Annotated in this window: 21 protein-coding genes; 1 reads left to right on the forward strand and 20 read right to left on the reverse strand. The window is 45.4% G+C overall.

Translation table 11 applies throughout. The features are described from left to right. Positions 1-2: 2 nt before the first annotated feature. The 20 genes from IGJ26_RS14605 to IGJ26_RS14700 all read right to left on the reverse strand — a co-directional run bounded on the left by IGJ26_RS14605 (position 3) and on the right by IGJ26_RS14700 (position 22,755). A complete protein-coding gene (locus IGJ26_RS14605; RefSeq protein ID WP_429968908.1) occupies positions 3-1,457 on the reverse strand; it encodes an ABC transporter permease in 1,455 nt (484 codons plus the stop codon). 273 nt (positions 1,458-1,730) lie between these two features. Further along, positions 1,731-3,116, reverse strand: coding sequence for an APC family permease (locus IGJ26_RS14610; protein ID WP_429968829.1), 1,386 nt, complete (start codon positions 3,114-3,116; stop codon positions 1,731-1,733). A gap of 23 nt (positions 3,117-3,139) precedes the next feature. Continuing rightward, positions 3,140-4,006 (reverse strand): GRP family sugar transporter, encoded by an 867-nt coding sequence (locus IGJ26_RS14615; RefSeq protein WP_429968830.1) that lies wholly within the window; start codon positions 4,004-4,006, stop codon positions 3,140-3,142. A 115-nt stretch (positions 4,007-4,121) separates the two neighbouring features. Next, positions 4,122-5,159 carry a two-component system sensor histidine kinase SapS gene (gene sapS / locus IGJ26_RS14620; protein WP_016612971.1) on the reverse strand — a complete coding sequence of 346 codons (1,038 nt, stop codon included), beginning with the start codon at positions 5,157-5,159 and terminating at the stop codon, positions 4,122-4,124. After that, a complete protein-coding gene (gene sapR / locus IGJ26_RS14625; protein WP_005227794.1) occupies positions 5,156-5,830 on the reverse strand; it encodes a two-component system response regulator SapR in 675 nt (224 codons plus the stop codon). The genes sapS and sapR overlap by 4 nt, the downstream gene beginning before the upstream one ends. Positions 5,831-5,989: 159 nt before the next feature. Then, positions 5,990-6,193 (reverse strand): hypothetical protein, encoded by a 204-nt coding sequence (locus IGJ26_RS14630; protein WP_005227790.1) that lies wholly within the window; start codon positions 6,191-6,193, stop codon positions 5,990-5,992. A gap of 19 nt (positions 6,194-6,212) precedes the next feature. Next, on the reverse strand, positions 6,213-7,718 hold the full coding sequence (locus tag IGJ26_RS14635; protein WP_005233485.1) for a phosphoglucomutase: 1,506 nt from the start codon (positions 7,716-7,718) through the stop codon (positions 6,213-6,215). Between the two features lie 103 nt (positions 7,719-7,821). After that, complete coding sequence (locus IGJ26_RS14640; RefSeq protein WP_005233483.1) at positions 7,822-8,316, reverse strand: methylated-DNA--[protein]-cysteine S-methyltransferase; 495 nt, start codon at positions 8,314-8,316, stop codon at positions 7,822-7,824. Between the two features lie 201 nt (positions 8,317-8,517). After that, on the reverse strand, positions 8,518-10,440 hold the full coding sequence (locus IGJ26_RS14645) for an ABC transporter ATP-binding protein (RefSeq protein ID WP_228085046.1): 1,923 nt from the start codon (positions 10,438-10,440) through the stop codon (positions 8,518-8,520). Beyond that, positions 10,379-12,118 (reverse strand): ABC transporter ATP-binding protein, encoded by a 1,740-nt coding sequence (locus IGJ26_RS14650; RefSeq protein WP_042890682.1) that lies wholly within the window; start codon positions 12,116-12,118, stop codon positions 10,379-10,381. The genes IGJ26_RS14645 and IGJ26_RS14650 overlap by 62 nt, the downstream gene beginning before the upstream one ends. Before the next feature lie 186 nt (positions 12,119-12,304). Next, the gene (locus tag IGJ26_RS14655; RefSeq protein WP_194199189.1) at positions 12,305-13,852 is read right to left on the reverse strand and encodes a PASTA domain-containing protein; all 1,548 of its coding nucleotides are present in this window, start codon (positions 13,850-13,852) and stop codon (positions 12,305-12,307) included. Continuing rightward, positions 13,845-14,519 carry an ABC transporter ATP-binding protein gene (locus IGJ26_RS14660; protein ID WP_005227776.1) on the reverse strand — a complete coding sequence of 225 codons (675 nt, stop codon included), beginning with the start codon at positions 14,517-14,519 and terminating at the stop codon, positions 13,845-13,847. Before IGJ26_RS14660 ends, IGJ26_RS14655 begins: the two co-directional genes overlap by 8 nt. 12 nt (positions 14,520-14,531) lie before the next feature. Then, positions 14,532-16,082: an ABC transporter permease gene (locus tag IGJ26_RS14665; RefSeq protein ID WP_194199188.1), complete on the reverse strand. Its 1,551-nt coding sequence runs from the start codon at positions 16,080-16,082 to the stop codon at positions 14,532-14,534. Positions 16,083-16,395: 313 nt separating this feature from the next. Then, positions 16,396-16,842, reverse strand: coding sequence for a D-aminoacyl-tRNA deacylase (gene dtd / locus IGJ26_RS14670; RefSeq protein WP_008382058.1), 447 nt, complete (start codon positions 16,840-16,842; stop codon positions 16,396-16,398). 6 nt (positions 16,843-16,848) lie between these two features. Then, positions 16,849-19,059 (reverse strand): RelA/SpoT family protein, encoded by a 2,211-nt coding sequence (locus IGJ26_RS14675; protein ID WP_005233463.1) that lies wholly within the window; start codon positions 19,057-19,059, stop codon positions 16,849-16,851. Positions 19,060-19,246: 187 nt separating this feature from the next. Then, positions 19,247-19,912 (reverse strand): deoxyribose-phosphate aldolase, encoded by a 666-nt coding sequence (locus tag IGJ26_RS14680; RefSeq protein ID WP_194199187.1) that lies wholly within the window; start codon positions 19,910-19,912, stop codon positions 19,247-19,249. A 4-nt stretch (positions 19,913-19,916) separates the two neighbouring features. After that, positions 19,917-20,672, reverse strand: a complete 756-nt coding sequence (locus IGJ26_RS14685) for a 16S rRNA (uracil(1498)-N(3))-methyltransferase (RefSeq protein ID WP_016612975.1) — start codon at positions 20,670-20,672, stop codon at positions 19,917-19,919. A 1-nt stretch (position 20,673) separates the two neighbouring features. Further along, positions 20,674-21,621, reverse strand: a complete 948-nt coding sequence (gene prmA / locus IGJ26_RS14690) for a 50S ribosomal protein L11 methyltransferase (RefSeq protein WP_010749037.1) — start codon at positions 21,619-21,621, stop codon at positions 20,674-20,676. Positions 21,622-21,632: 11 nt separating this feature from the next. Next, complete coding sequence (locus IGJ26_RS14695; protein WP_194199186.1) at positions 21,633-22,121, reverse strand: DUF3013 family protein; 489 nt, start codon at positions 22,119-22,121, stop codon at positions 21,633-21,635. Then, a complete protein-coding gene (locus IGJ26_RS14700) occupies positions 22,057-22,755 on the reverse strand; it encodes a DNA-3-methyladenine glycosylase (RefSeq protein ID WP_194199185.1) in 699 nt (232 codons plus the stop codon). The genes IGJ26_RS14695 and IGJ26_RS14700 overlap by 65 nt, the downstream gene beginning before the upstream one ends. Before the next feature lie 216 nt (positions 22,756-22,971). Between IGJ26_RS14700 and IGJ26_RS14705 the strand changes: the two genes are divergently transcribed. Further along, on the forward strand, positions 22,972-24,249 hold the full coding sequence (locus tag IGJ26_RS14705; RefSeq protein WP_008382049.1) for a replication-associated recombination protein A: 1,278 nt from the start codon (positions 22,972-22,974) through the stop codon (positions 24,247-24,249). Positions 24,250-24,278 lie beyond the last annotated feature (29 nt).

The following is a 24,278-nucleotide window of genomic DNA, read 5'->3' on the forward strand; positions in this document are numbered from 1 at the left end:
CCTTACAGCATGATTTTTTTCGGATTCAACCGTAAAATATACAACAGCGGCACCACTGCCGAAAGCAAGATCGTCACGATCCCAGTCGCTAAAAAGGCGATCACATAAGAAAGGGTATATTGAACGCGAAACGCCTCGTTGATCGTTGCTTGGTCGATTTTTGGTGCACCCACAAAGAATTGTTCCATCCCTGCTTGGTTTGCCTCTAGCATACTGCTGGCTAACAAAGATTCAGAAACCATCTTGCCCAGCATATTCCCTGTAACCAAGGAGATCAGCATTGCACTGACACCAATCAACAGGAGTTCGATCACGATCTGTGCAAAAACGTATTTCCGGCGTTCACCTAACGAAAGGTAGATGCCTAACTCATATTTACGATCACGGGTAAACAACACAATGATCAAGGAGATAATAATCAAGGAAGCAATCACCGCAATCACTACGACATACGAGGAAATTTGTGATAAGCGATTCATACTGGTTCCCACACGGTCATACTCATCCGTAGAAGCATTGACCTTATAGCCATTTGGCAAGAGTGGTGTCACCTCTTGTTTGAATTGTTCTGCATCTTCTGGTTGATTCAAAATAAATTGCGGGGTAAAGAACTCCTTATCAGAACCGAAATCTGTCGATGGAAACGCCGCTTGCTGTCCCGCACGTTCCTCTTCAACAATCGTTTTCACAGCATCATTTGGCATATAGATCCGATTGAAGGGACGATCATCAAAAGCAAACGAGCTGACTCCCCCCTCTTGTCCTTGTTCATTCGCTTTTTCTAAGCTGGTATTTTTAAAGATCCCGACGATTTCGATAGGATAATCATTGCCTTTTTGTTTTTCTGGATCTCCACCAGATGAATAATCGATAAACTGTCCATCTAACACCATGGTGTCACCAACGGTCAAGCCGTTTTCCTGAGCCACCTCTTCAGAAATCAACCCTACACGTTTTCCGGTACGCTGTTCCTCTTCTGTAAAGAAGCGTCCCTGTGTTAAATTCACCGTATCTTCTTCAAAATCCAACGGTTGTAAGAGATTGGTTCCTGTTAAATAGACCCAAGAATCCATACCTCCAGAAACCATGATATTCTCGTTTTCAACTTCTGGTCTAAAACTATAGGGTTTGAATTTATCAACAGCAATCGATGCTTCTCGCAAATAGTCATACTGTTTGACTTCCGAGCGCTCGCCAATTTGTTTGATCAGCTCCTCCGGCAGCGGCTGAATCTCCTCCATACTTGCGCCGCCCTCACTATTTGCCATCAAGGCTTCATAGTCGATATCGATCGTTGCGAGGGAACCTAATTGGTTTTTGATCTGCTTTTCGACATTTTGAGTCGACTGATTGACCGCAATTGCGCCAGCGATCACATTTCCTAAAATTAGAATAACAGCAAGCAATATTGCAGATTTTCCTCGCTTTCTCGTCACACTCAGCCATGCCCGTTTCATATAATTCAATTGCCAACATCCTCTCTTTTTTTCTCTAACAAAAGCATACTGGATGAACCTTTAGCGAATCTGTCATTTGGAAAATTTCTCAAAAAAAGCAGATTCATAGAGGACTTTTGATCAAGAAAGACTGTCGTTGCAATGATCAGCACCAGAAATGACCACTATTTGAATAACAAAAAAAGCCTCCTAAAACGCTGCTTATAGGAAGCTCGGCTATATTTACATAAAAAAAGACAAAAACCGCATCCGGGTCTTTGCCTTTTCACAATCCTATTCGTCAATTTCCTCATTTAATTCGCTGTTACGATAGCCATATACAAAATAGATCGCGATTCCGATCACTAAGGAGATCCCAAAAACGATCCAGGTCGCCGTTTGTAGACGGGTCATCAAGAAGAGACAGCTGGCAACGGACAACAAAGGCAATAACGGTACCAGTGGTACTTTGAATTCGCCTTTAGCAGGTGGGCCCATCATCTTCCGCAGCTTGATGATTCCTAAGGACATTAAGATCATATACGACAATGCCGCAATGTTGGTCAATTCTGCCAAGATATTCAATGGGAAAGCTGCCGCAAAGAAGAAAGCAAAAACACCCGCGATGTAGGTCGCTTTCTTTGGTGTTTGATGCTTTGGATCAATGGCTTGCATCGCTTTTGGCAATAACCCATCTTTACTGATGGCATATAACAGACGCGCCAAGGAGTACATCATAGCGATCGTCACTGTTAATAAGGTCAAGATCGCACCCACAGAAATGATTGATCCGACAACCCCATGCCCAACATAACGCATTGCAAAAGCCACCGGGTCATTGACTCCTAATTCCGCAAACGGCACGATTCCCGTCATGATCAGTGTGACAATGATATAGAGGACTGTTGCGATCGCAATGGAACCAATGATTCCTCGAGGGACATTTTTCTTGGCATCTTCGACTTCTTCCGCTGCCATTGCGACGGCATCAAAGCCAAGAAAAGCAAAGAAAACTAACGCTGCACCATTAAAAACGCCTGAAAAACCAAAGGGCATAAAGGGCTGCCAGTTGTCTGGTTCCACGAAAAAGGCACCAAAGACGATAAACAAGAGGATCACGCCGAATTTGACCCATACCATAGCATTGTTCAAACGTAACGCTTTTTTCGCTTCTTGGCTGACCCACAAGGTTACGAAAATAATGACTAAACCAGCAATCAGATCAATGTAGGTCCCCTTGCTTGGATCATAACCGCCCGTCAAAGCGGTTGGTAAATGGATATCCGCACTGGCCAAGAAGCCTTGCACATAGCCTGACCAGCCAGATGCCACCGAAGAAACGGCCAATAAGAACTCGCAAATCAAAAACCAGCCTGCCAGCCACGCGGTAAATTCACCAAAAACGACATACAGATACGAATAGGCGCCCCCTAAAACAGGGATCCGAGAAGCAAATTCCGCAAAAGAAAGCCCTGATAACACAACAACGATACCAGCTACAACAAAGGAAAGAATCAATGCCGGTCCGGCATACTCAGCAGAAGCAGTCCCTGTAACAACAAAGATACCTGTGCCGATAATGGCGCCGATCCCCAACATAATCAAATCTTTTAACTTCAACTCTTTTTTTAAATTCGTCACACTTTCCCGTTGTATGACTTTTTTTCGAAATAAATCCATAACTCCTCCTCAAAAATATACGTTTATGTTGCTTTCATATACCCCAGCAAAACACCGCCGATAATCACCAGCAGACAACCAATCACCACATACCGCAGTTCTTTTTTGGTTTTCTTTTCGCCGAGAATAAAAATCCCGCCTAGCGTTGAAATGATGATTCCCATCTGCGACAATGAGAAGCCCACCGCTAGTCCGACTTGCTGAACCGTGATCAGCATGCAGACATTGCCGATGCCCCATAACAATCCTGACAAGGTATTTTTCCCTACAAAACGGTCGACCTTCGTCTTTCTTAAAGCAAATAGGCTGGCACCGATCAGCATCCCGACACTTTGTGGCAAAATGATCGCCAAGGGGTCCAATCCTGCCCAAGTAATCAAAATCGTATAGGCGCCGTACCCAATCGTGGATGAGATCAATGCCCGAAATCCTTTAGGAAAATCAAGCATCTTGCTGCCGGCTTCTACCGGACTTTCACCATCTTGGCGAGCGGTCAGATAAGCCCCGATCACCAATAAGATCAATGCGCTAACACCTAATGCATAATCGCGGGTCTGGGTCCATTCCGCAAAAAACAATGCACCGGCGACCGTATTTAAAATCAGCTGCATGCCGGTTGAAAGCGGCAGTCCAACAGACACACCTAAATATTTCATGCCATGGAATTGACCGTTTTGACCGACGGTCCAAAAAAGACCAGACAAAAGACCGATCAAAATCACCTTTCCATCAATCACTGGCATCGTCACAAAAAATACGACCAGCGAAAAGAAAAAGGCACCAATCGTCATTCCTAGCGTTTGCTGGTTCGCATCCCCGCCAAGTTTGGCACTTACTAAACCAATGCTGCCCCACGCAAACATTGGTACTAATGCAACGAGTATCTCCATTTCATTCATCCTTACCATTCAATTTTAAACACAGGCTTTAGTGTATCAGTGAAAACGTTCTAGGGACAAGTGATTTTTGTCAAAAAACACAAAAAGATACTCGAAAAAAAGCAGATTAGCGTTTTTCCTCATAATAACTCAACAACGGAAAGAACAGCGTCATGGTGGTTCCTTTTCCAACTGTCGACGAAGCCGTTAGCTCGATGCCTAATTCCTTCGCCAAACTTTTCGCTAAAAAGAGCCCCAATCCCGTCGAGTGGGTGTCCGTTTGGCGCCCATTTTCGCCCGTAAAGCCTTTATCAAAGATGCGCCGCATGTCTTCTTTAGGAATGCCGATCCCACTATCTTGCAAGTGGAGATAGGTCCCTTGGGCATCTTTTTCGATCAGAATCGTCAGCTGCCCATTTTGTGGTGTGTACTTCACGGCATTGCTGACCAGCTGTCGAAAGATAAAGCCGAGCCATTTTTCATCGGTCAACACTTGCTGATCCTCGCCTTCAACGGCATAGTGCAGGTTCTTTTGGATAAAATAATTGGCCTGACTGCGTAAAACTGGCTGGATGACGGCTTTCAATGAAATTTCTTGGACCAGATAATCTTTTGAAAAGCTGTCCAAGCGGGCGACGTACAAGACTTGCTCGACGTATTCGTTCATGCGGTTCAATTCATTTTCTAGTAAGATGAATTTTTCATCGGGAATATCAAATTCGATCGAATGCAAAAGCAATCGTGATGCAGCTAAAGGGACTTTGATCTCATGGACCCACGAATCGATGTATTCCTTTTGTTCTTCTTGATTGCTGACGACTTGCTGCATCAATTCTTGGTGCTCTCGGATCAACTGATTGATGTAGGATTCGATCCGTTCTTCTTCCGCCGAGCGTGCTCCTTGCAAGTAGTTTTGCAGCAAGCTGTCTCCGGGCTTGGGGGTGATTTTTTGCCAAAAACGCCGCTTAGATAAGTAGCTGATTGCTAAAAAGAACACCATCAAGACACTTTGCATCAAAAAGAGATAGCCGACTGTACCCCAATCCATCGGGGAATGAGGAGTCAGCCAAAAAACTAAGACCGTCAACACGAAAAAGACCAGCCAGCCAATAAACAGCAGCCAACGATCTTTCAAAAAACTGCGCAAAACCCGCCACTTTGTCATGGTACGATATACCCTTGACCAACCTTGGTCTCAATGTAGCCGTTCATCCCCGCTTGTTCGATTTTTCGTCGCAAACGATTGATATTGACCGTCAAGGTATTGTCGTCTACAAATCGCTCGTCATCCCATAAGGCCCGCAAGAGTTTTTCCCGACTTAAAATCTTGCCGTGATTTTTCATCAAAATATACAACAGGCGGTATTCGTTTTTGCTAAGATCGATGCTTTCGCCATTGATATACATGCTGCTGTTGTCGATATTGAGGGTCAAACCGTTATGCACTAACGTTTCACTGCTACTTTCTACATAGTTGTAGGAACGGCGCAGCAGCGCATTGATTTTTGCAATCAGAACGTCGATCTCAAAAGGTTTTGTCACAAAATCGTCCGCTCCCATATTCATGGCCATGATCATATCCATATTGGTATTGCGGCTAGAAATAAAAATGATTGGTACTTTGGAAGCTTCGCGGATTTTTTGACACCAATAGTAGCCATCAAAAACCGGCAAGTTGATATCCAGTAAAATCAGTTGGGGCTCTTGTTCTTCAAAGTCAGTCAACACTTGATGGAAATCCGTCGTGCCAAAGGTCTCAAACTGCCATTTTTCTAGTTCTTCGATAATCAGTTGGCGAATCACCGCTTCATCTTCTACTACCATTATTTTTGCCATATCCGTGAATTCCCTCACTTTGTGTAATTTTCTCCTCTTTACTTTATCAAATATCAAAAACGAATGCGAACATTAATCGCCGTTTTTAGCAAACCCTAAAAAACCTCTTCACTGTCCTGAGGAATCAGTGAAGAGGCAAACAAAAAACGGACGACTAGGTTACTCGATGATCTCAACAGTCTCAATTAGTAGTTTTCCGATAAACAATAAAATCCCATCGAAAAAAAGCACACTCATGTTGACACCTAATAGCATTGATAACCGTTCAACGACATCGATTTTTGGTCGTTTGTTCAAATAACGAAACAAGAAAAAATTCACACCATACGTCACTGCCATGATCAGCAGCATCAAGATCACCATTTTAGTTCCCTGCTTTTCTTCAAATTTTTGGTTGCTGTGCTAAAAACTGTGTCAGTTTACTTTGATCGATGGCTTCATACTGCGATAGGAAGCGACCGATTGCTTGAACGACTGCCGGTAGATGACCCGCTTCATCATTTTCGATCTGCAGCACCAGCAGTGGTTCGTGCAAGCTCATTCGCAGCAAGAACCAGCCTTGGCCATAGGGCGCTGTCAAGTTGATGCGAATGCCTTCCTCATTTTCTGGATCGATCTGCCAGCCTGGCAGCAAATGATCGGCTAAATCCGCGATCACTTGGCGACCATAGTCTTGATAGTCGGCTTTTTGGATCGCAAAGCGCAATTCTTGGGTCTCGGCGGGTTGTTGCAACGCCGCGATCAGCTCATCCAGTGTCGTGCCTTGCTGTTGCAATTGTGGCAGCATCATCAAGAGCTTGGCGATCACGTACGCCCCGTCATCTAAAAAGAAATTTTCTTTAAACGCGGCATGCCCGCTGGTTTCGATGGCTAACTGTGTGTCCAGTCCTGCTTCATTCAATTCAATCGCTTTGTTGATCACATTGCGGTAGCCAGAAATATAGCGTACTTGCTGCCCTCCCAGTGCTTCGATAAAGGTTTTTAAATGATTAGAGGTTGGTGAATTAGTGACGATACGCGTGCCAGGGTGTTCCGCTAAGATGATCTTGCTTAATACAGCAATCATATTGTTGCGGTTCAAGGGCTCACCGCTTTTGGTCACGACAGCCGAGCGGTCGACATCGGTATCGAAAATAATGCCTAGATCGGCTTGTTCTCGTAAGACGGCTTCACGAATACTTGCCATCGCCTCTTTATTGTCTGGATTAGGGATATGATTGGGAAAATGCCCATCCGGTTCTAAAAATTGCGAGCCATTCGTATCTGCCCCTAGCGGCAGCAACACTTTTTCAGCAAAAAAGCCGCCGGCACCATTGCCTGCATCAACAATGATCTTTAATCCAGCCAAAGGTTTTTCCTCATTGGTTCCCATCCCTTGGCGAATTTTTTGCAGTAGATCTTGGGCATAAGGCGTCAGCAGGTCTTTTTGCTGATAGCTTCCTTTTTCCGCTGCCTCATGAACGGTAGTGTGGGTCAAAATATAGTGGATATCCATTTTTTCGGCACCGCCTTGGCGGCTGAAAATTTTTATTCCATTAAAGTAATAAGGCAAATGACTCGCTGTCAGCATCACACCAGCATCACAGTCGAAATCCGCAAACTGTGTGCTCATAAACATGGCTGGTGTCGTTGCCAAGCCACAATCGATCACTGCCACGCCTTCTTGCTGCAGCTGTGCCATCAACACTTCTTGCAGTGCTTCGCCACTCAAGCGACTGTCACGACCGACCGCCACGCGAAAAGGTCCGCTGCCCTTTGTTTCCAACCAGTTGCGCAAGCCCGAAGCAACTTGCCGAACCGCTTGCTCCGTCAGCGTCACCTGTTCTTTTTCTGTTGCGATCGCAATCCCTCGAATATCAGAACCATTTTGCAAATCAACGATGTTCATTTCCTCCACCCCTTCTTGTAACCGGAATCAATTTTATTATACCAGAGAAAAAAGGAAATGAAATTGCTTTTTAGTATTTTTTACTATAAATAGTTTACTTTCCTTATTCTTTAAACGGAATCCCTTCCAGTTGCAGTAGTCGGCGTTTGGTTGCTAACCCGCCCCGATACCCCGTCAAGCGGCCGTTTTTTCCTAACACCCGATGACAAGGAACCACGATCATCATTGGGTTACGCCCCACTGCGTTGGCGACAGCTCGGACAGCGGTCGGACGTTGAATGCGCAGCGCCAAGTCACTGTACGTAGTGGTTTCACCATAAGGAATTTGGGTCAGTGCTTGCCAAACGGTTTGTTGAAACGGTGTCCCTACAAAATCAAACGCAAAAGTAAACGTCACTGGTTCCCCTGCAAAATAAGCTTGCAGCTGCGTTTCAATTACTGGATCAAGGTCAGCTATACTACTGATTTCAGCCAATGGAAAGAATTTGAGTAATTCATGATGATCCTGCTGCCGACCAAAATACACTAGCCCTTTTTCCGATTGGACCACCTCATACCATTCTTCGTCTAAAACAATCTTTGCCAATGCTAGTTTCATATTTTCACCTCGTGGAATCCATTTTCCGCAGCACAACTGCTTACGTGCTGCCGCCGTTCTACGGCTGTCTCAGTGACAGTATACCATTTTTTCGAGCTGCGCAAAAAAACCGACTGGCTTACTGCCAATCGGTCGTTGCAAACAAGGGGAAAATAGGCAGATCGCCAGTCGCTGCAGCTTCAAGCCGTAGCAATGGCAGAATCAATCCAATTCGATTTTCCCAGTATATAGCTGATAATAGGTGCCTTTTTCTGCCAACAGCGTTTCATGGGTCCCCCGCTCAATGATACGGCCATGATCCATCACCATGATGGCATCGGAGTTTTGGATTGTAGACAATCGATGGGCGATCACAAACACGGTCCGTCCAGACATCAAACGATCCATCCCTGATTGGACGATCCGCTCTGTACGGGTATCGATGCTTGAGGTGGCTTCGTCTAAGATCATCACTGGCGGATCAGCGATCGCTGCGCGAGCAATTGCCAACAGCTGCCGTTGACCTTGGGAAAGCCCTTCGCCATCGCCCGTGATCACGGTGTCGTATTTTTCTGGCAAATGGTTGATAAACATGTCGGCATTGGCTAGTTTCGCTGCTGCCAGCACTTCTTCATCACTAGCATCCAGTTTTCCGAAGCGAATATTCTCGCGAATCGTTCCAGTAAACAAATGGGTGTCTTGCAAAACGATTCCTAATGAGCGACGGAGGGATTCCAGATGGATTTTTTCAATATTGATACCATCATAGCGAATCTTCCCATCTTGGATGTTGTAGAACCGATTGATCAGATTGGTAATCGTTGTCTTACCAGCACCTGTTGCACCAACAAAGGCAACTTTTTGCCCAGGCTCTGCATACAGATTGATCTCATGTAAGACCAGTTGATTATCGACATAGCCGAAATCAACATCTTCAAACCGCACGTCTCCCGTCACTTCCGTATAGGTAATGGTTCCATCCTCGTGGGGATGTTTCCACGCCCACGTGCCTGTTCGTTCTTTGGTTTCAACTAGTTGACCTTGCGACCATTTGGCATTGACCAGTGTGACGTAGCCATGATCGATTTCTGGCGTTTCATCTAATAGGTTGAAAATTCGCTCAGCACCGGCTAATGCCATGATCACAAAGTTGATTTGTTGTGATACTTGGCTGATAGGGCCATTCAATGAACGGCTCAGTTGCAAGAAAGAAGCGATCATCCCGACCGTCAGTCCAGAAACACCATTGATGGCAAACAGGCCACCAATGATGGCGATCAAGACATATTGGACATTTAGTAAGTTCATCATGATCGGCATCAAGGTATTGGCATTGACATTGGCTTTAGTGGCACTTTCTTGCAGTTGATCATTTAAGGCATCAAATTCTTCCATGACGATTTTTTCATGATTGAAGATTTTGACGACTTTTTGTCCGTGCATCATTTCTTCGATATACCCGTTGACAGCGCCTAAATCTCGTTGCTGTGCGCCAAAGAAGCGGCCGCTGCGGCGAGAAATGATGCGGATCACATTCAGCATCAAAATAACCGACAGCATCACGAACAGAGTCAATGGAACACTGATGGAGAACATGGCGATAAAGACAGAACAAAAGGTTACCGCCGCCATCATCAAGTTTGGAATACTTTGGGAGATCATTTGACGCAACGTGTCCGTATCGTTGGTAAAGTGACTCATGATGTCGCCATCTGAGCGGGCATCAAAGTAGCCGACTGGTAGAGACTGCATATGTGTAAACATTTGGTCACGGATTTTTTTCTGCGTGCCCTCACTGATCTTGACCATCATAAAGTTATAGATCAGTGCGGCCAAGATCCCAATCAGGTAGATGATCGCCATTTGGACGATCGCCCGAAACAAGCCGCCAAAATCAGGATTGGCTTGCCCTAAAAGCGGTGTGATATGATCGTCGATCACGACTTGTAAAAACAACGAACCACGAACGTTGGCAAAAGCACTTAACAAGATCATAACAACGACGAATAGGAGTTGTCCTTTGTAGTCGCCAAACATCGTTCGCAATAAACGTTTTAATGTGCGCTTGGGATTTGCTGCTTGTCTATTCTTCACCTTCACCAAATCCTTTCTGCTGCGAATGGTACACTTCTTGATAGATGGCATTGTTTGCCAACAATTCTTCGTGGGTACCGATGCCATTGATTTTGCCATCATCCATTACGATGATCCGGTCGGCGTCTTCGATCGAATTGATCCGTTGGGAAATAATGATCGTCGTCGTTCCCGGAATTTCTCGTTTCAAGCCTTCGCGGATACTGCGATCGGTTTTGGTGTCGACGGCACTAGTAGAATCATCGAGAATCAAGATTTTCGGTTTCTTTAATAAGGCGCGAGCAATCGTCAACCGTTGTTTTTGCCCACCGGAAACATTGTTCCCTCCTTGTGAGATCTGCGTTTCATATTTATCAGGAAACTCTTGAATGAAGGGATCGGCTTGTGCGATCGTCGCCACGCGCTGGATCTCTTCATCCGACGCCTCTTCATTGCCCCAACGTAAATTGTCGTTGATGGTGCCGCTAAAGAGTACATTGTTTTGCAAGACCATACTTACTTGGTCCCGCAATGCTTCTAAATCATAGTCGCGAACATCATGACCGCCGACGATGACACGCCCTTCAATCACATCATATAAGCGGGGGATCAGCTGGACGAGGGTGGATTTCCCGCTCCCGGTTCCACCAATGATCCCAATGACTTCACCGGATTCGATGCGTAGATTCGCATCAATCAGCGCCAACTTGTTTTTGTCATTGGCGTAACTAAAGCCGACATTTTCAAAAATGATGGAGCCGTCTTTGATTTCTTTGACTGGCTCGGCGGGATTTTTCAAGTCACTTTCTTCATCTAATACTTCCACGACCCGTTCTGCCGACGTTCGTGCGATCAAAATCTGCACGAAAGCCATCGACATCATCATCAAGCTCATCAAAATCTGCATCGTGTAGTTGAACATGCTGACTAATTCACCAGTCGTCAGGCTACTTTGTTCCACGATCAACTGGGCACCAAACCATGACAAGAGCAACATACATGTATAGACTGCAAATTGCATCAATGGCATGTTAAAAGAGACGATTCGTTGCGCAAGAGTGAAATTCCGATAAACATCGGTGGACACTTCGCCAAACAGTTCTTCTTGTTGTTCTTCTCGGACATACGATTTCACGACGCGAACCCCTTGTAGATTCTCTTGCACCACATTATTCAAGCGGTCATAAATGCGGAATACTTTTAGAAACAGCGGGTGGGCAAAACGAATCACTAAAGCAAGGCCAATCGCTAAAATCGGTAAAACAACTAAGTAGATCGTCATAAGTTCTGGGCTGATGGTGCTAACCATTGCAAGTGAGAAAATCAGAACTAACGGACTGCGGACCAGAATACGAATAATCATTTGATACGCATTTTGGACGTTGGTCACGTCAGTGGTCAAGCGGGTGATCAAACTGGAGGAAGAAAAGCGGTCAATGTTTGAAAAGGAAAAATCTTGGATTCGGCGAAACAGATTGTGCCGCAGGTTGCGGGCAAAACCAGCCGAAGCGATCGCTGCCGTTCGTCCGCCAAGCGTTCCTAAAAGTAATGCGATCAAGGAACATAAAAAAAGCAAGCCGCCATCTCTTAGAATCACACCGGCGTCTCCTTTTTCGATCCCTTGGTCGATCATCATGGCCATGATCAGGGGCATAATGACATCTAAGGCAACCTCTCCTGCTACATACACAGGGGTCAGCAAGCTGTCCTTCTTATAGCTGCCAACATTCGCGAGTAATTTTTTTATCATTTGTTTCGTCCCTTCTATAGATGGCACTGCGGAGCCATTTTTTCTCGTTACCATCAAGTTTACTTTATCGATCCAGCGATTTCAAGCGGCTCGCTCGTGTTTTTTTTACAATTAGTAAGTAAAAACACCCTTCCAAGGAAGGGTGCTTACCTTTTGATGCTGTGTGAAAAAGTGTCGGTTGCGAGATTATTCGGCAGCAGATGAACTAGCGGTACTGACCGGTTCATCCGCCTCCCCGCCATCCTCTGCCGGCGGTGTTTGGGTACTGCCTTGCAGATTGCCGCGGCTGATACCGATGGTGATCCACGTTTCTAGGGGAATGAACTCGCCGTAGCGGCTCATTTCAACGACGGTTCCTTTTGGTTCCGCCGAATCGACATAGTAGATTTCGTAATAGACATTGGCGCCTTTTGATTTGTATTCATCAAAGAATAGTTTTGGCAAGTCGCCTTCCGTTGCTTGGAAACGGATGTCTTTCAAATACGGTCTACCTAATGAGTAGACGACTTTGACAGTTGGCAAAGTATCGCTTTCGCTGTACTCTTTGCCCGCTTCCTCCGACTGACTCAAGAAACTACCATACGCCACTTGATCGGAATAGACCGTGCTGACTTGCAGCGGGATTTTTGATTCTAGCCCTTGGGCTTCTTCGATCGTGTATTGTGAAAAATCTGGAACGGTCAAAGCTTGGCCTTTTGAGACCTTCACCACAAATTCTTCTTTTTTCGCAAGTTTGCTGCCTTTGACTGGTTCTTGTGAAACGACCAGATCCAGGGCGACACTGTCAGAAAAGACGGTTTCTTCTTTGTATTTCAAGTCATTCTTTTTCGCCCATTCAGAAGCTTCACTTTTGGCTTTGCCTGTAAAATCAGGTACTTCAATATTTTTTTCAAAGACTTCTTTGCCCTTTGAATAGTAGACACTCAAACGGTCTTTGCGTTTGTATTCGGCTAAATCAAGCTCTTTGTTGGCCGCCTCTTGTTTGATAAAAGCTTCTGCTGCTACATTGTCGTCAAATTGTTCGATCAAAGAGAGGTTTTCGGCTTTATTGCTAGCGATCCAATCTTTTGCTTCGGTCACTTGCATCGCTAAAAAATCCGGTAGCTCTAAGCGTTCTTCAGGATCAGGCCCGAGACTCGCCGTCAGTGTCAGTGTGGCACCCTTCTTGATTTTTTTCTCAGGGTCGACACTTTGGTCGATTACTTGGTTGACGTCTTTGTCAAAGTCATATTCTTGCTCCACTTTGATAGCGACGCCTTCTTCCATGCCCCACGTCCGCGCTTCTGACAGATCTTGGGCAGTGAAATCCGGCACCTTCACATGGGTCATCTGATAATAGACGATCCCGATCACGGCAACCGCCAAGGCGGTCAGTAAAGCAATCAGCAAGATTTTTTTCTGCTGACGCTTTTTGTAGGTCGGATCAAATTCCGTTTCTTCTTTACCAAAACGGCTGACTGGTTCCTTTGATGCTACCTTCTCAGTCGCAGAACTCGCCGCTTTTGCTTCAGTCGTCTGTGTTTGTTGACGGGCTGCCGAGAGACTCATCGGCTCACTAGCTGTCGGCTCTTCTGATTGGTGAACCGTCGTTGGCTCCGCTGGTTTGCTCGCTTGCTCCGCGCCTCTTGCATTTTGATCTCCGACAGGTTCGCTAGTTTTTTTCTCGCTATTGCCAGCGGATTTCTTTTTGCCATCATAGTTGTCCGGGCTAAAATTTGATAAAAAATCACTCATGTTTACTCAACACACCTTTACGTAAATACAAGACTTCATCCGCTTGTTGAGCGATCTCGTTAGCGTGGGTCACGACGATCACACATTTGTTGTGGACGTGTGCCAGCTCCTTAAAGATATCGATGATCTCTTGTTCCATTTCTTCATCCAAATTCCCGGTTGGTTCGTCCGCTAAAATGATATCGACATTGGTGGCTAACGCCCGGGCGATCGCTACCCGCTGTTGTTCTCCACCAGATAATTGATTGACGAGCCGATCGGCTTTTTCTTTGGTGATGCCTATATAATCCAGTAAATTGTATGCCACTTCTCGCTGATTGTCTGGCAGCTGATTTTTCGTGATCGCCATCGGCACTAAGACATTTTCAACTGCACTTAAATAGGGAATCAGATTATAGCTTTGGAAAATGATACTGATGTCGTCGCGGCGATAATTTTCATGCCCAATTTTTTCGATATCGGTGCCTTCATAAAGTACTTGACCGCTTTTCGGACTATCCAACGCACTGATCAAGGATAAAAACGTCGTTTTTCCCGAACCAGATTGCCCTAAGATGGCATAGAAAGTCCCTTTTTCAAAAGAAACAGAGGTCTCTTTCAGTATATAGCGGCGCTGATCGCCGTCTTGGTAATAGTAATCGACTGCTTTGGTTTCTAATAAAGTCATCGTTGGTTCCTCCTACATCATGATTTTCTTTGGATTCAAGCGTAAAATATACAACAGCGGTAAAATAGCTGAGAACAAGACGGTTCCTAAACCTAACAGCAGATACGTAATGATGTAGCCTGCTGAGAAGGACACTTGATAGGCATTCTTGATATCCATGTAATCAATATCAGCTGCCATCAAACCGCCAGAATAAACACCGCCCATATCATTTTGATTGCTCATCCAATCGTTTTGCATCAAGGTATTTGAAACGGCACCACCTAATAAGTTCCCGGTCACTAAGGACAATAGCAGTGCGGCTAAACTAACCAGCAAGACTTCAATCACGATCTGTCCAATGACTTTCCCACGGCTTTCCCCTAAGGAGAGATAGATGCCCAATTCTTGTTTCCGATCTCGTAAGAAAAGCAAGACCACTAAGGAAATAATAAAGATGGTTGCGATCGACGCAATGATCACGATGTAATTTGCGATCACCCCTAACCGAGTAAAGCCACCGGCGATCTGCTCGTATTGATCCGTATTAGCAATGATACGATAATATTGGGGCAATAACGCACCGGCTTCTTGTTTAAAGGCTTCGACGTCATCCGTTGAATTTAGGACAAAGATCGGTTGATAATAGGCGTCTGACTCTTCTTCGATCACTTCTTGACCCCAAAGTTTTTCAGACTGCAATTTGTTAAAATCTTGCACTAAATTATTGCTAGCATAAAAGGTATTGATTTGTTCCATCACTTGCCATACCTGATCACTATTTTGTGAATCACTTTGATCTGATGAACTACTTTGATTGCTTTGATCCTTTTTAATTACAGAAAAGATCCCTGCAATGGTCACGGGATAATCAAAGGTCGCGACACGATTGCCACTCTCAGCCGTTTCGTCCGTCACATCCTCACTATCATCACTTACTCCCTCACTTGAACCACCTTCCATCATGACTTCTGCCCGTGTATCCCATACCAATTGATCACCGACACTCAGGTTATTCAATTCTGCGATCTCTTTACTGATCAATACCGCGTTCGTCAATTCACTGACATCTTTTTCTGTCAATCCCTCGCCTTCCTCCAAGCGAATCAAGCCTTCTTGCATGTCTAATGGCTCAACCAAATTTCCGCCCTTCAAAGAGAAGTAGTTGCCACCCATGCCGACCGATCCATCCTCTGGCGTATAGGCTTTCAATTTTGTTGTTTCTAACCACGCTTGATTTTGGTAATCAAAATATTTCACATAGCTTAATTGACCGATTTGCTCATAAAGATCCAGCGCTGGTGGTTTCGGATAAAAATCTTCTTGTGACTGCTCTTCCTCCGAAGCATCCGCATGGTCTTTTTCAAAACCTTCCCAATCCATTTCCACCGTAGCTACGTTCCCCATTTTGCGTTTCGTCTCTCGCTCCACGTTGGCAGTGGATTGTTGAATTGCTACAGCACCAGCGATCACATTGCCTAAAATAAATAGAACTAAAAATAAAATAAATGATTTCCCTTTTCTTCTGGTGATACTCTTTAATGCACGCTGCCAAAAGTTCATTGTTATTTCCTCCAGTGACATTATTTTTTAACAATTATTCCATACTTCTCCCTCAAGAACAATCGCAATAAAGGATCGTTTTTCGAATTTAAAATATTAAAAAACGGGTGAAAAAGATATTTCCATTTAATAACCCTTATAAAAGAACAAGAAAAAGATGTTAAATAACAAATAAAAGAATGGAATTTTTGCTAACAGTTTTGTAAGATTTCCCGATTTCAACTTAGATTTCACTTGGATTCCATCAAAAATGCTTAGCGCTTTCGAGAGTATAAAAAAAACGAAGGAATTCTCCGACTCTTTTCCAGCGAGAAAATCCTTCGTTTTGTATTCCCTATTTTTCTTTCGTATCGATCACGATCGTCACCGGGCCATCATTGACCAAGGCGACTTGCATATCTGCGCCAAATTTTCCAGTAGCAACAGTGATGCCTTCGGCTTGTAAACCTTCATTAAAGGCTTCGTAAAGCGGGGTCGCAATACTTGGCGGTGCCGCTTGAATGAAACTAGGGCGATTGCCTTTCTTGGTCTCCCCATAAAGGGTGAACTGTGAAATACTCAAGACCGCGCCGTTTATGCTTTCCAGTGACCGATTCATTTTGCCCTCTTCGTCTTCAAAAACCCGCAGATTTTTGATTTTTCTTACGAGATAAGCCACATCGTCGCCTGTATCCTCATGGGTGATCCCCAACAAAACCATGAACCCTTGTTGGATCGCACCGACGATATTGTCCTCAATCGACACGCTTGCTTGACTGACTCGCTGGATCACTGCCCGCATTCTTTCTCACCCCTTCGTACGTCTGACGCTGTAAACATCTGGAATCTGCTTGATTTTATCAACGATCGATTTCAAATGAGTCAAATTCTGAATCGCCACCGTGATACGGATCGTTGCCATTTTGTCTTTATTGGTTTTGGCTTCGACACTCACTAAGCGTTTCGTGACGCTATTGACCGTCTGCAAGACATCGTTGAGCAACCCAGACCGATCATAGCCGTAGATCTCAAGATCGGCATCGTATTCTTTGTTGATGTCGGTGGCATCTTCCCACTCAACATCGATCAAACGGTTCGCTGCCTCTTTGTTTTGAACATTGGGGCAATCGCTGCGGTGGATCGAGATTCCCCGCCCTTTAGTAATATAGCCGACGATCGAATCCCCAGGAACCGGATTGCAGCAGCGGGAGATGCGGATCAACAAGTTATCGACCCCTTCAATGACAATGCCGCCTTCGTGACGAACCTTCATTTTTTCTGGTTCTTTTTTCGCCGGTTGATTGATCATCTCTTGGACTTGCTGCTTTTGCTTCTCGATTTGTTTCTCGCGCCGTTCTTCTTCGGTCAAACGGTTGGCTAAGGTCGTGGGACTGACTTCCCCATAGCCGACAGAGGCAAACAGGTCATCTTCTGTTTGATAATTGAATCGTTCGCAAGCTTCCGCCATTTTGCTTTTCGTCAAGAATTCTTTTGGCACAAAGCCCATATCTTGTAAGGTACGAACCACTGCCTCATGTCCTTTGATGATATTCTCATCACGATCTTGGGCTTTAAAAAATCGTTTGATTTTGTTCTTCGCTTTGCTGGTAGCCACTAGTTTGACCCAGTCGCGGCTTGGCCCAAAGGAATTCGGTGATGTCAGAATCTCAATAATGTCGCCATTTTTCAGCTTATAGTCTAATTGGACCATTTTGCCGTTGACCTTGGCACCAGTAGTTTTGTTGCCGATGTCGGTATGGATGCTATAGGCAAAATCCAGTGGACTGGAGCCTTGAGGCAACTCCGTCACATCACCTTTTGGCGTAAATACATAGACTTTGTCGCTGAAAATATCGCCTTTGACACCTTCCATAAATTCAGAAGCATCATAGCTTTCATCTTGCAGTTCCAAGATTTCACGGAACCAGCCAACTTGTTGGGTCATCTTGTCGGCTCGGACTTTTTCGGTCTTGCCTTCTTTATAGGCCCAGTGCGCAGCAACCCCAAATTCAGCGATCTCATGCATTTCATGGGTCCGAATTTGGATCTCGACAGGATTGCCTTTGGGACCAATGACCGTCGTATGCAGCGATTGGTACATGTTGGCTTTTGGCATCGCGATATAGTCCTTGAACCGCCCAGGCATTGGTTTCCATTTTGTATGGATCGTTCCCAAAACCGCGTAACAATCTTTGATGGAGTCAACGATCACTCGGATCGCCAACAAATCATAAATTTCATTGAACTGTTTCTTTTGGTCTTTCATTTTGCGATAGATCGAGTAAATATGCTTTGGTCGACCATAGATCTCAGCATAGATATCTAGTTCCTCCGTAGCGATCCGAATCTCTTCCACGGTTTCGGAAACGTAGGATTCCCGTTCTTCTCGTTTGGTCTGCATCAAATGCACGATTCGGTAATATTGCTGTGGATTCAAGTAACGCAAAGAAATATCTTCTAGTTCCCATTTGATTCGGCTGATCCCTAAACGATGAGCCAATGGGGCATAGATTTCCATCGTTTCTTGGGCGATGCGGCGTTGTTTGTCTTCCCGCAGATGTTTCAACGTACGCATATTATGTAAACGGTCAGCCAGTTTGACCATGATGACCCGTAAATCTTGCGCCATGGCGATCAACATTTTCCGATGATTTTCTGCTAATTGTTCTTCATGAGATTTGTACTTGATCTTACCCAGCTTGGTCACGCCATCCACTAGCATCGCTACATCGGCACCGAATTCTTCTTTCAGATCGGCTAACGTCACATCGGTATCTTCGACGACATCATGCAAAAAACCAGTTGCAACGGTATGAGGGTCCATCTGCAATTCTGCCAAGATCCCCGCAACTTGGATTGGATGAATAATGTAAGGCTCGCCGGATTTACGGAATTGTTCTTTGTGGGCTTCTGTCGCGTAGTCTAATGCTTTTTGGACAAAGGCAACGTGTTCTTCACTCATATAATGAGCGACCAATTTGATGACATTGGGCCCGGTCAATATAACTTCTTTTGCCATTCATTCCGCCTCCTGCTCTTCTTTTTTGTGCTATCAAAAAGGCAGACAGAAGTCACTGTTAACGTTTCGTCACGCACCCAAAGCCTTGCGGACAAACGTTCTAAGCATGGGACTCCTGTCTAACCTGCAGTTCTTATTTAGTAGTATTATTATACAAATTTTTCAGCTATTTTTCAATCGCTGTTGTTCAAAGCATATCGGGTGCTGGCTGGTCCTTAAGCAATTCTTCAAAAACATGATACGAGAGCCCGATTTTCTCAGCGCCGGCAGCCTGTAGTGATTCCAGAGATTGTTCATCGACCGTATCGGGATTGATCTGGATCGACAGTTGACTGCCACCATCTAAGGAAAACAAGCTCACGTCATGCAATGCTTCTGCTAGTGGTTGTTTTTGTCCTAACACGATCTTTGGCCATGCTTCTTCTTTCAAGCGTTGTGCCACTTGGATCTTCGTCAATTCATTCATGATCTCGGTTTGCACAGCTAAGCGGATCTCCCCTCCTGTCAAGGTCAAGGAGCGGATCGTTTCGGTCAACTCCGCAAAGCCACGATCATTTTCCATGAAGGAAGAAGCCGGTAGCCAGACTTCCAAAAAATCGGCACCTTCCATAAACGCCCGACCGATTTCAAACGCTACCTTTGCCAGTGTTCCTTGGGCAAGGGGGTAATCGATCACTGCGCCGATTTGTAAGGAAGAGCCTTGTGCCAAGATTTTCGCCCGCCGAATGGCACTAGGCAAAACGACGACTTCCTTTAAAGCCGTTTTATATTGATTGATAAAATCCTTCAAGACCCAGTCGGTCAGATCGGCCGTCAACAAACGGACACTGATTGCTTCTTGGTTCTTATTCATCAACTCACATCCTCTTTAATTCCGTTAGCACACTGACAGCACTTAAAAAATAAAACGGTGCTGTTTCTGTTCGTAAAATCCGAGGGCCTAACCCGCATAATTTAGCGTTGTTTTCCTGGGCTCCTTCGATTTCGGAGGGGGTCAGACCGCCTTCTGGGCCAAAGATCGCTAAAACTTTGCTACCAACGGGCAATTCGGTGATCACTTGCAGCAGCATCGCTGCTTCTCCTTGCTTGGCTGATTCTTCATAAGCCACTAGGACCGCATCGTACTGACTGAGGCTTTGCCAAAATGCTTTGGCGTTATCCAGCAGTGTGATGGCTGGTGCGATCTGCCGTTGGGATTGCTCCGCCGCTTCTTGGGCGATTTTTTGCAGCCGCTGCTGCTTTTTCTGTAACTTCTTTTGATCCCATTTCACGACCGAAGTTTGCGCAGGAAAACCGATAAAAGCTGCCGCCCCAAGTTCCGTGCCTTTTTGAACGATCAAGTCCAGCTTGTCACCTTTCGGGTAGCCGCTAGCGATCGTGACCTGCAGCGGCAATTCCTTGTCCTGCTGTTCTTTTTCGACTTCCTCTAAGTAAACCGTTTCTTCATCGGCCTCTTTGATCTTGGCGATGATCGCCAAATGATCCTCAAAAACTAAACCGACTTTCGTGCCGGGAGTCATGCGCATCACTCGGATCATATGGTGGAAGGGTTCTCCCGAAACGGCAAACACCGCTTTTGCTTCATAAGGCTCCTGTAAAAAATATCGCTGCATCTTACTCTACCTCTGGTTTTTTAAAGGCGATCGCATACCAGTCTTTTTGATTGAACAATTGATCGATCTCAAAGCCTTGTGCGATCATGGCATCGATCACTAATTGTTTTTTCGTCTCAATGATCCCAGAAACGATCAAGGTGCCCTCTTGCTTCAATAAACGCCATGCATCAGGGATCATCAATAAAATGATATCCGCTAAAATATTGGCAACGATAAGATCAGCAGGGACCGTCACCCCTTGCAAAAGGTCATTGGCTTGCACGGTCACATCGTGAGCAATGGGGTTCATCGCCATATTTTCTTGGGCGGACCTCACAGCGACTTCATCTAGATCATAAGCAAACACGTCTTTGGCACCTAAATATTTGCTGGCGATACTTAACACCCCTGAGCCCGTCCCGACATCTAAGACGGTTTCACCGCCCCGCAAGTAGACTTCTAGGGCTTGTAATGTCAAGCGTGTCGTAGGATGCGTGCCGGTCCCAAAAGCCATTCCCGGATCAAGGGTGATGATCTTTTCATCTTCTTGCAGCGGTTGATAGTTTTCCCAGCTTGGCACGATCGTCAGATAGCGGGAGATACGGACTGGATGGTAATATTTTTTCCAGGCCGTCGCCCATGCTTCTTCCACGACCTCGCTCGTTGTGATGGTGTTTTTGCCGATTGCCAAACCATACTCCGGCAGACGGTCGATGGCTGCTTTGATCGTCGGCAGCACTTCTGGCAAAAAAATCGTCTCTGGGAAATAGGCACTGACTTGCGCGCCTTCTTCTAAGGTCGTATAGGTTTCTTTATCCAAAATTTCGCCATACGCATCGCTTTTAAAATTTTCGATATCTAAAACGTCCTCGATCGCTACCCCACTTGCTCCGTGTTCCATTAAAATATTGGCGACTGCTTCCACTGCTTCGCTAGCTGTCGCTACGGTTACTTCATTCCATTTCATGTTCGTTCTCCTTAGTAACTAGGGTACGGGATAATGGTTTCCCCAGCCCCGGCTTGATAGTTCGTCATTTTCTCCACAAATGCTTCTTCGTTGAATCGCAATTCAAAGATCGCTTCTTCACTGTCATCGTTCAAGAAATCGAGCAGATCGCTTTGGCCTTCTTCTAAGATTTCTTGAATGTAATCAACCAATCCGTCTAACAACGCTTTTTGGACCCCTTTTTTTCCTGCATAAGGAATCGTCGCTAAATAATCTTCTTCATCAAACGTTGATTTTTGTGGATCATACAACAAAATCCCATCTTCAAATTCAATGATCGCTTCCTCTGATGCCACACCTTGCGCGTCGTCGATTTGGACTTGTTGAGGATTTTCGGCAAACAAGCGCAACACCAATTCGATGGTATGATTTTTGGCATCCCAATCGATCGCCACATCATAATCGGAGATTTTTTTCGTTAATCGCTGATCTAAGTAAGTCAATATCGTTTCTTTCGCCATCACTATTCCTTCTTTCTAGCCAGCCATGATCTTGCTGAACAGCGGCTTTTCGTATATTTGTTAAATAAGGATTACCAGCTACCGCAAATCGAAGCGGCATCTGAGTCCACTCCCCTTTGTTCGGGATACCAATTCGGGGCAATGCCAAAATTCCTTTTGGGGTACGTCGGCGCTCAGGAACCAAATGCAGCGGACTCGTAAAAACCGATTCTCCGTAAAGCTCAGCTGGGATCTGTAGTGCCTGTACTAGTTTCCCGGGGCCATTGGCTACATCCGGTCCCGTTTTTTGTCGCTGTTGTTCCATCAAGTCAATCCCATCCACCGGTTCTAGCCCGCGAATCATGATTCCTTGCGGGATGCCTTTTGGTTGCGTAATAAAGTTGACGATTCGATGCGTATGCATCGTATATAAATAAATCGTGCCGGGTTCCTGATACATCGCCCGAACCCTAGGTGTGTTTCGCATGCCCACACTATGAGCCGCCAGATCATCGGGACCTAGATATGCTTCACAATCCACGATATACCCACCTAATTTTCCGTTTGGGGTCTCATGTTCCAAATACATCCCTAATAAGGCACGCGCGATGGTCGTTGTCGGCTGTGTCGCAAAAAGTGCCATTAATTCATCCATTCTCATCACCCTCTTTATTCTACACAATTCTCGGTCAACTTACTATCTTTGACTACAGAGTTGCGGTGATCTCAACGATTTCTTTTCAACGAACCTGTTTTTTGCTGACTGAGTGGAAAATACGCGCCCTTTTGTTTTCGTAAGGACGCAAATCAGCTTGTTTATGAGAATGTACGTTCTTATGTTATACTTACAGGAAAAGGAGAGGATCGTTTTATGCAGCAGCCACTTGCTTATCGAATGCGACCACGGAACTTAGATGAAGTCGTCGGACAGCAGCATTTGGTTGGCCCGGGGAAAATCATTCGCCGAATGGTCGAAGCCAAAATGCTTTCTTCGATGATCCTATACGGACCGCCGGGAACCGGAAAAACCAGCATTGCCAGTGCGATTGCCGGCTCGACACGCTATGCGTTTCGCATGCTGAACGCCGCCACAGATACAAAAAAAGACCTGCAAATCGTGGCAGAGGAAGCCAAAATGAGCGGTACTGTCATTTTATTGCTTGATGAAGTCCATCGACTAGACAAGACAAAACAAGACTTTTTACTGCCCCATTTAGAAAGCGGCAAGATTATTATGATCGGTGCCACGACGGAAAATCCCTACATTACGATCAATCCAGCGATTCGCAGTCGGACACAGATTTTTGAAGTCAAACCGCTCCAAGAAGAAGATATTTTGACCGCCATTGATCAAGCTTTAGCAGATGAAACTCGCGGACTTGGATCAGAAACCATCGTATTGACCGATGATGCCCGCTTGCATCTCTCGCGAGCGACCAACGGTGATTTACGAAGCGCCCTCAATGGCTTAGAACTCGCTGCCCGTTCCACACCAAAAGGACCAGACGGCATTATTCATTTGACCTTAGCGATCATCGAAGAGTGCGTACAGCGCAAAGCATTGACCCATGATAAAGATGGGGATGCGCACTATGATGTGATCTCTGCTTTTCAAAAATCGATTCGCGGCAGCGATGTGGATGGTGCGCTGCATTACTTAGGTCGTTTAGTAGAGGCAGGCGATTTGGCGATCATTTGTCGGCGCTTGATGGTCATCGGTTATGAAGACATCGGTTTAGCTAACCCAGCAGCCGCTGCTCGAACCGTCAATGCTGTGTTAGCCGCTGAACGTTTGGGCTTGCCGGAAGCTCGGATCCCTTTGGCCGATACGGTGGTCGATCTATGTTTGTCACCAAAATCCAACTCGGCCTACATGGCATTGGATGCAGCGATCGCAGATATTCGTAGCGGTAAAGCTGGCGATGTCCCGGATCATTTACGAGACAGTCATTACAAAGGCGCCGAAAGCTTGAATCGAGGAGTTGGCTATCAATACCCACATAATTTTGATGATGCATGGGTCGATCAGCAATATTTACCTGATAAGCTAAAAGGTACCCACTATTATCAACCGAAAGCCACCGGTAAATATGAGCAAGCGTTGGGCCAACGGTACCAACAATTGCAGCAACGAAAGAAAAAAAACTAGGTGCTTAGAAAAAATAGTGACTTTTTGGT

This window comes from Enterococcus sp. AZ095a (assembly GCF_050546735.1).
In the GTDB taxonomy this organism is placed as follows: Bacteria; Bacillota; Bacilli; order Lactobacillales; family Enterococcaceae; genus Enterococcus_D; species Enterococcus_D entomosocium.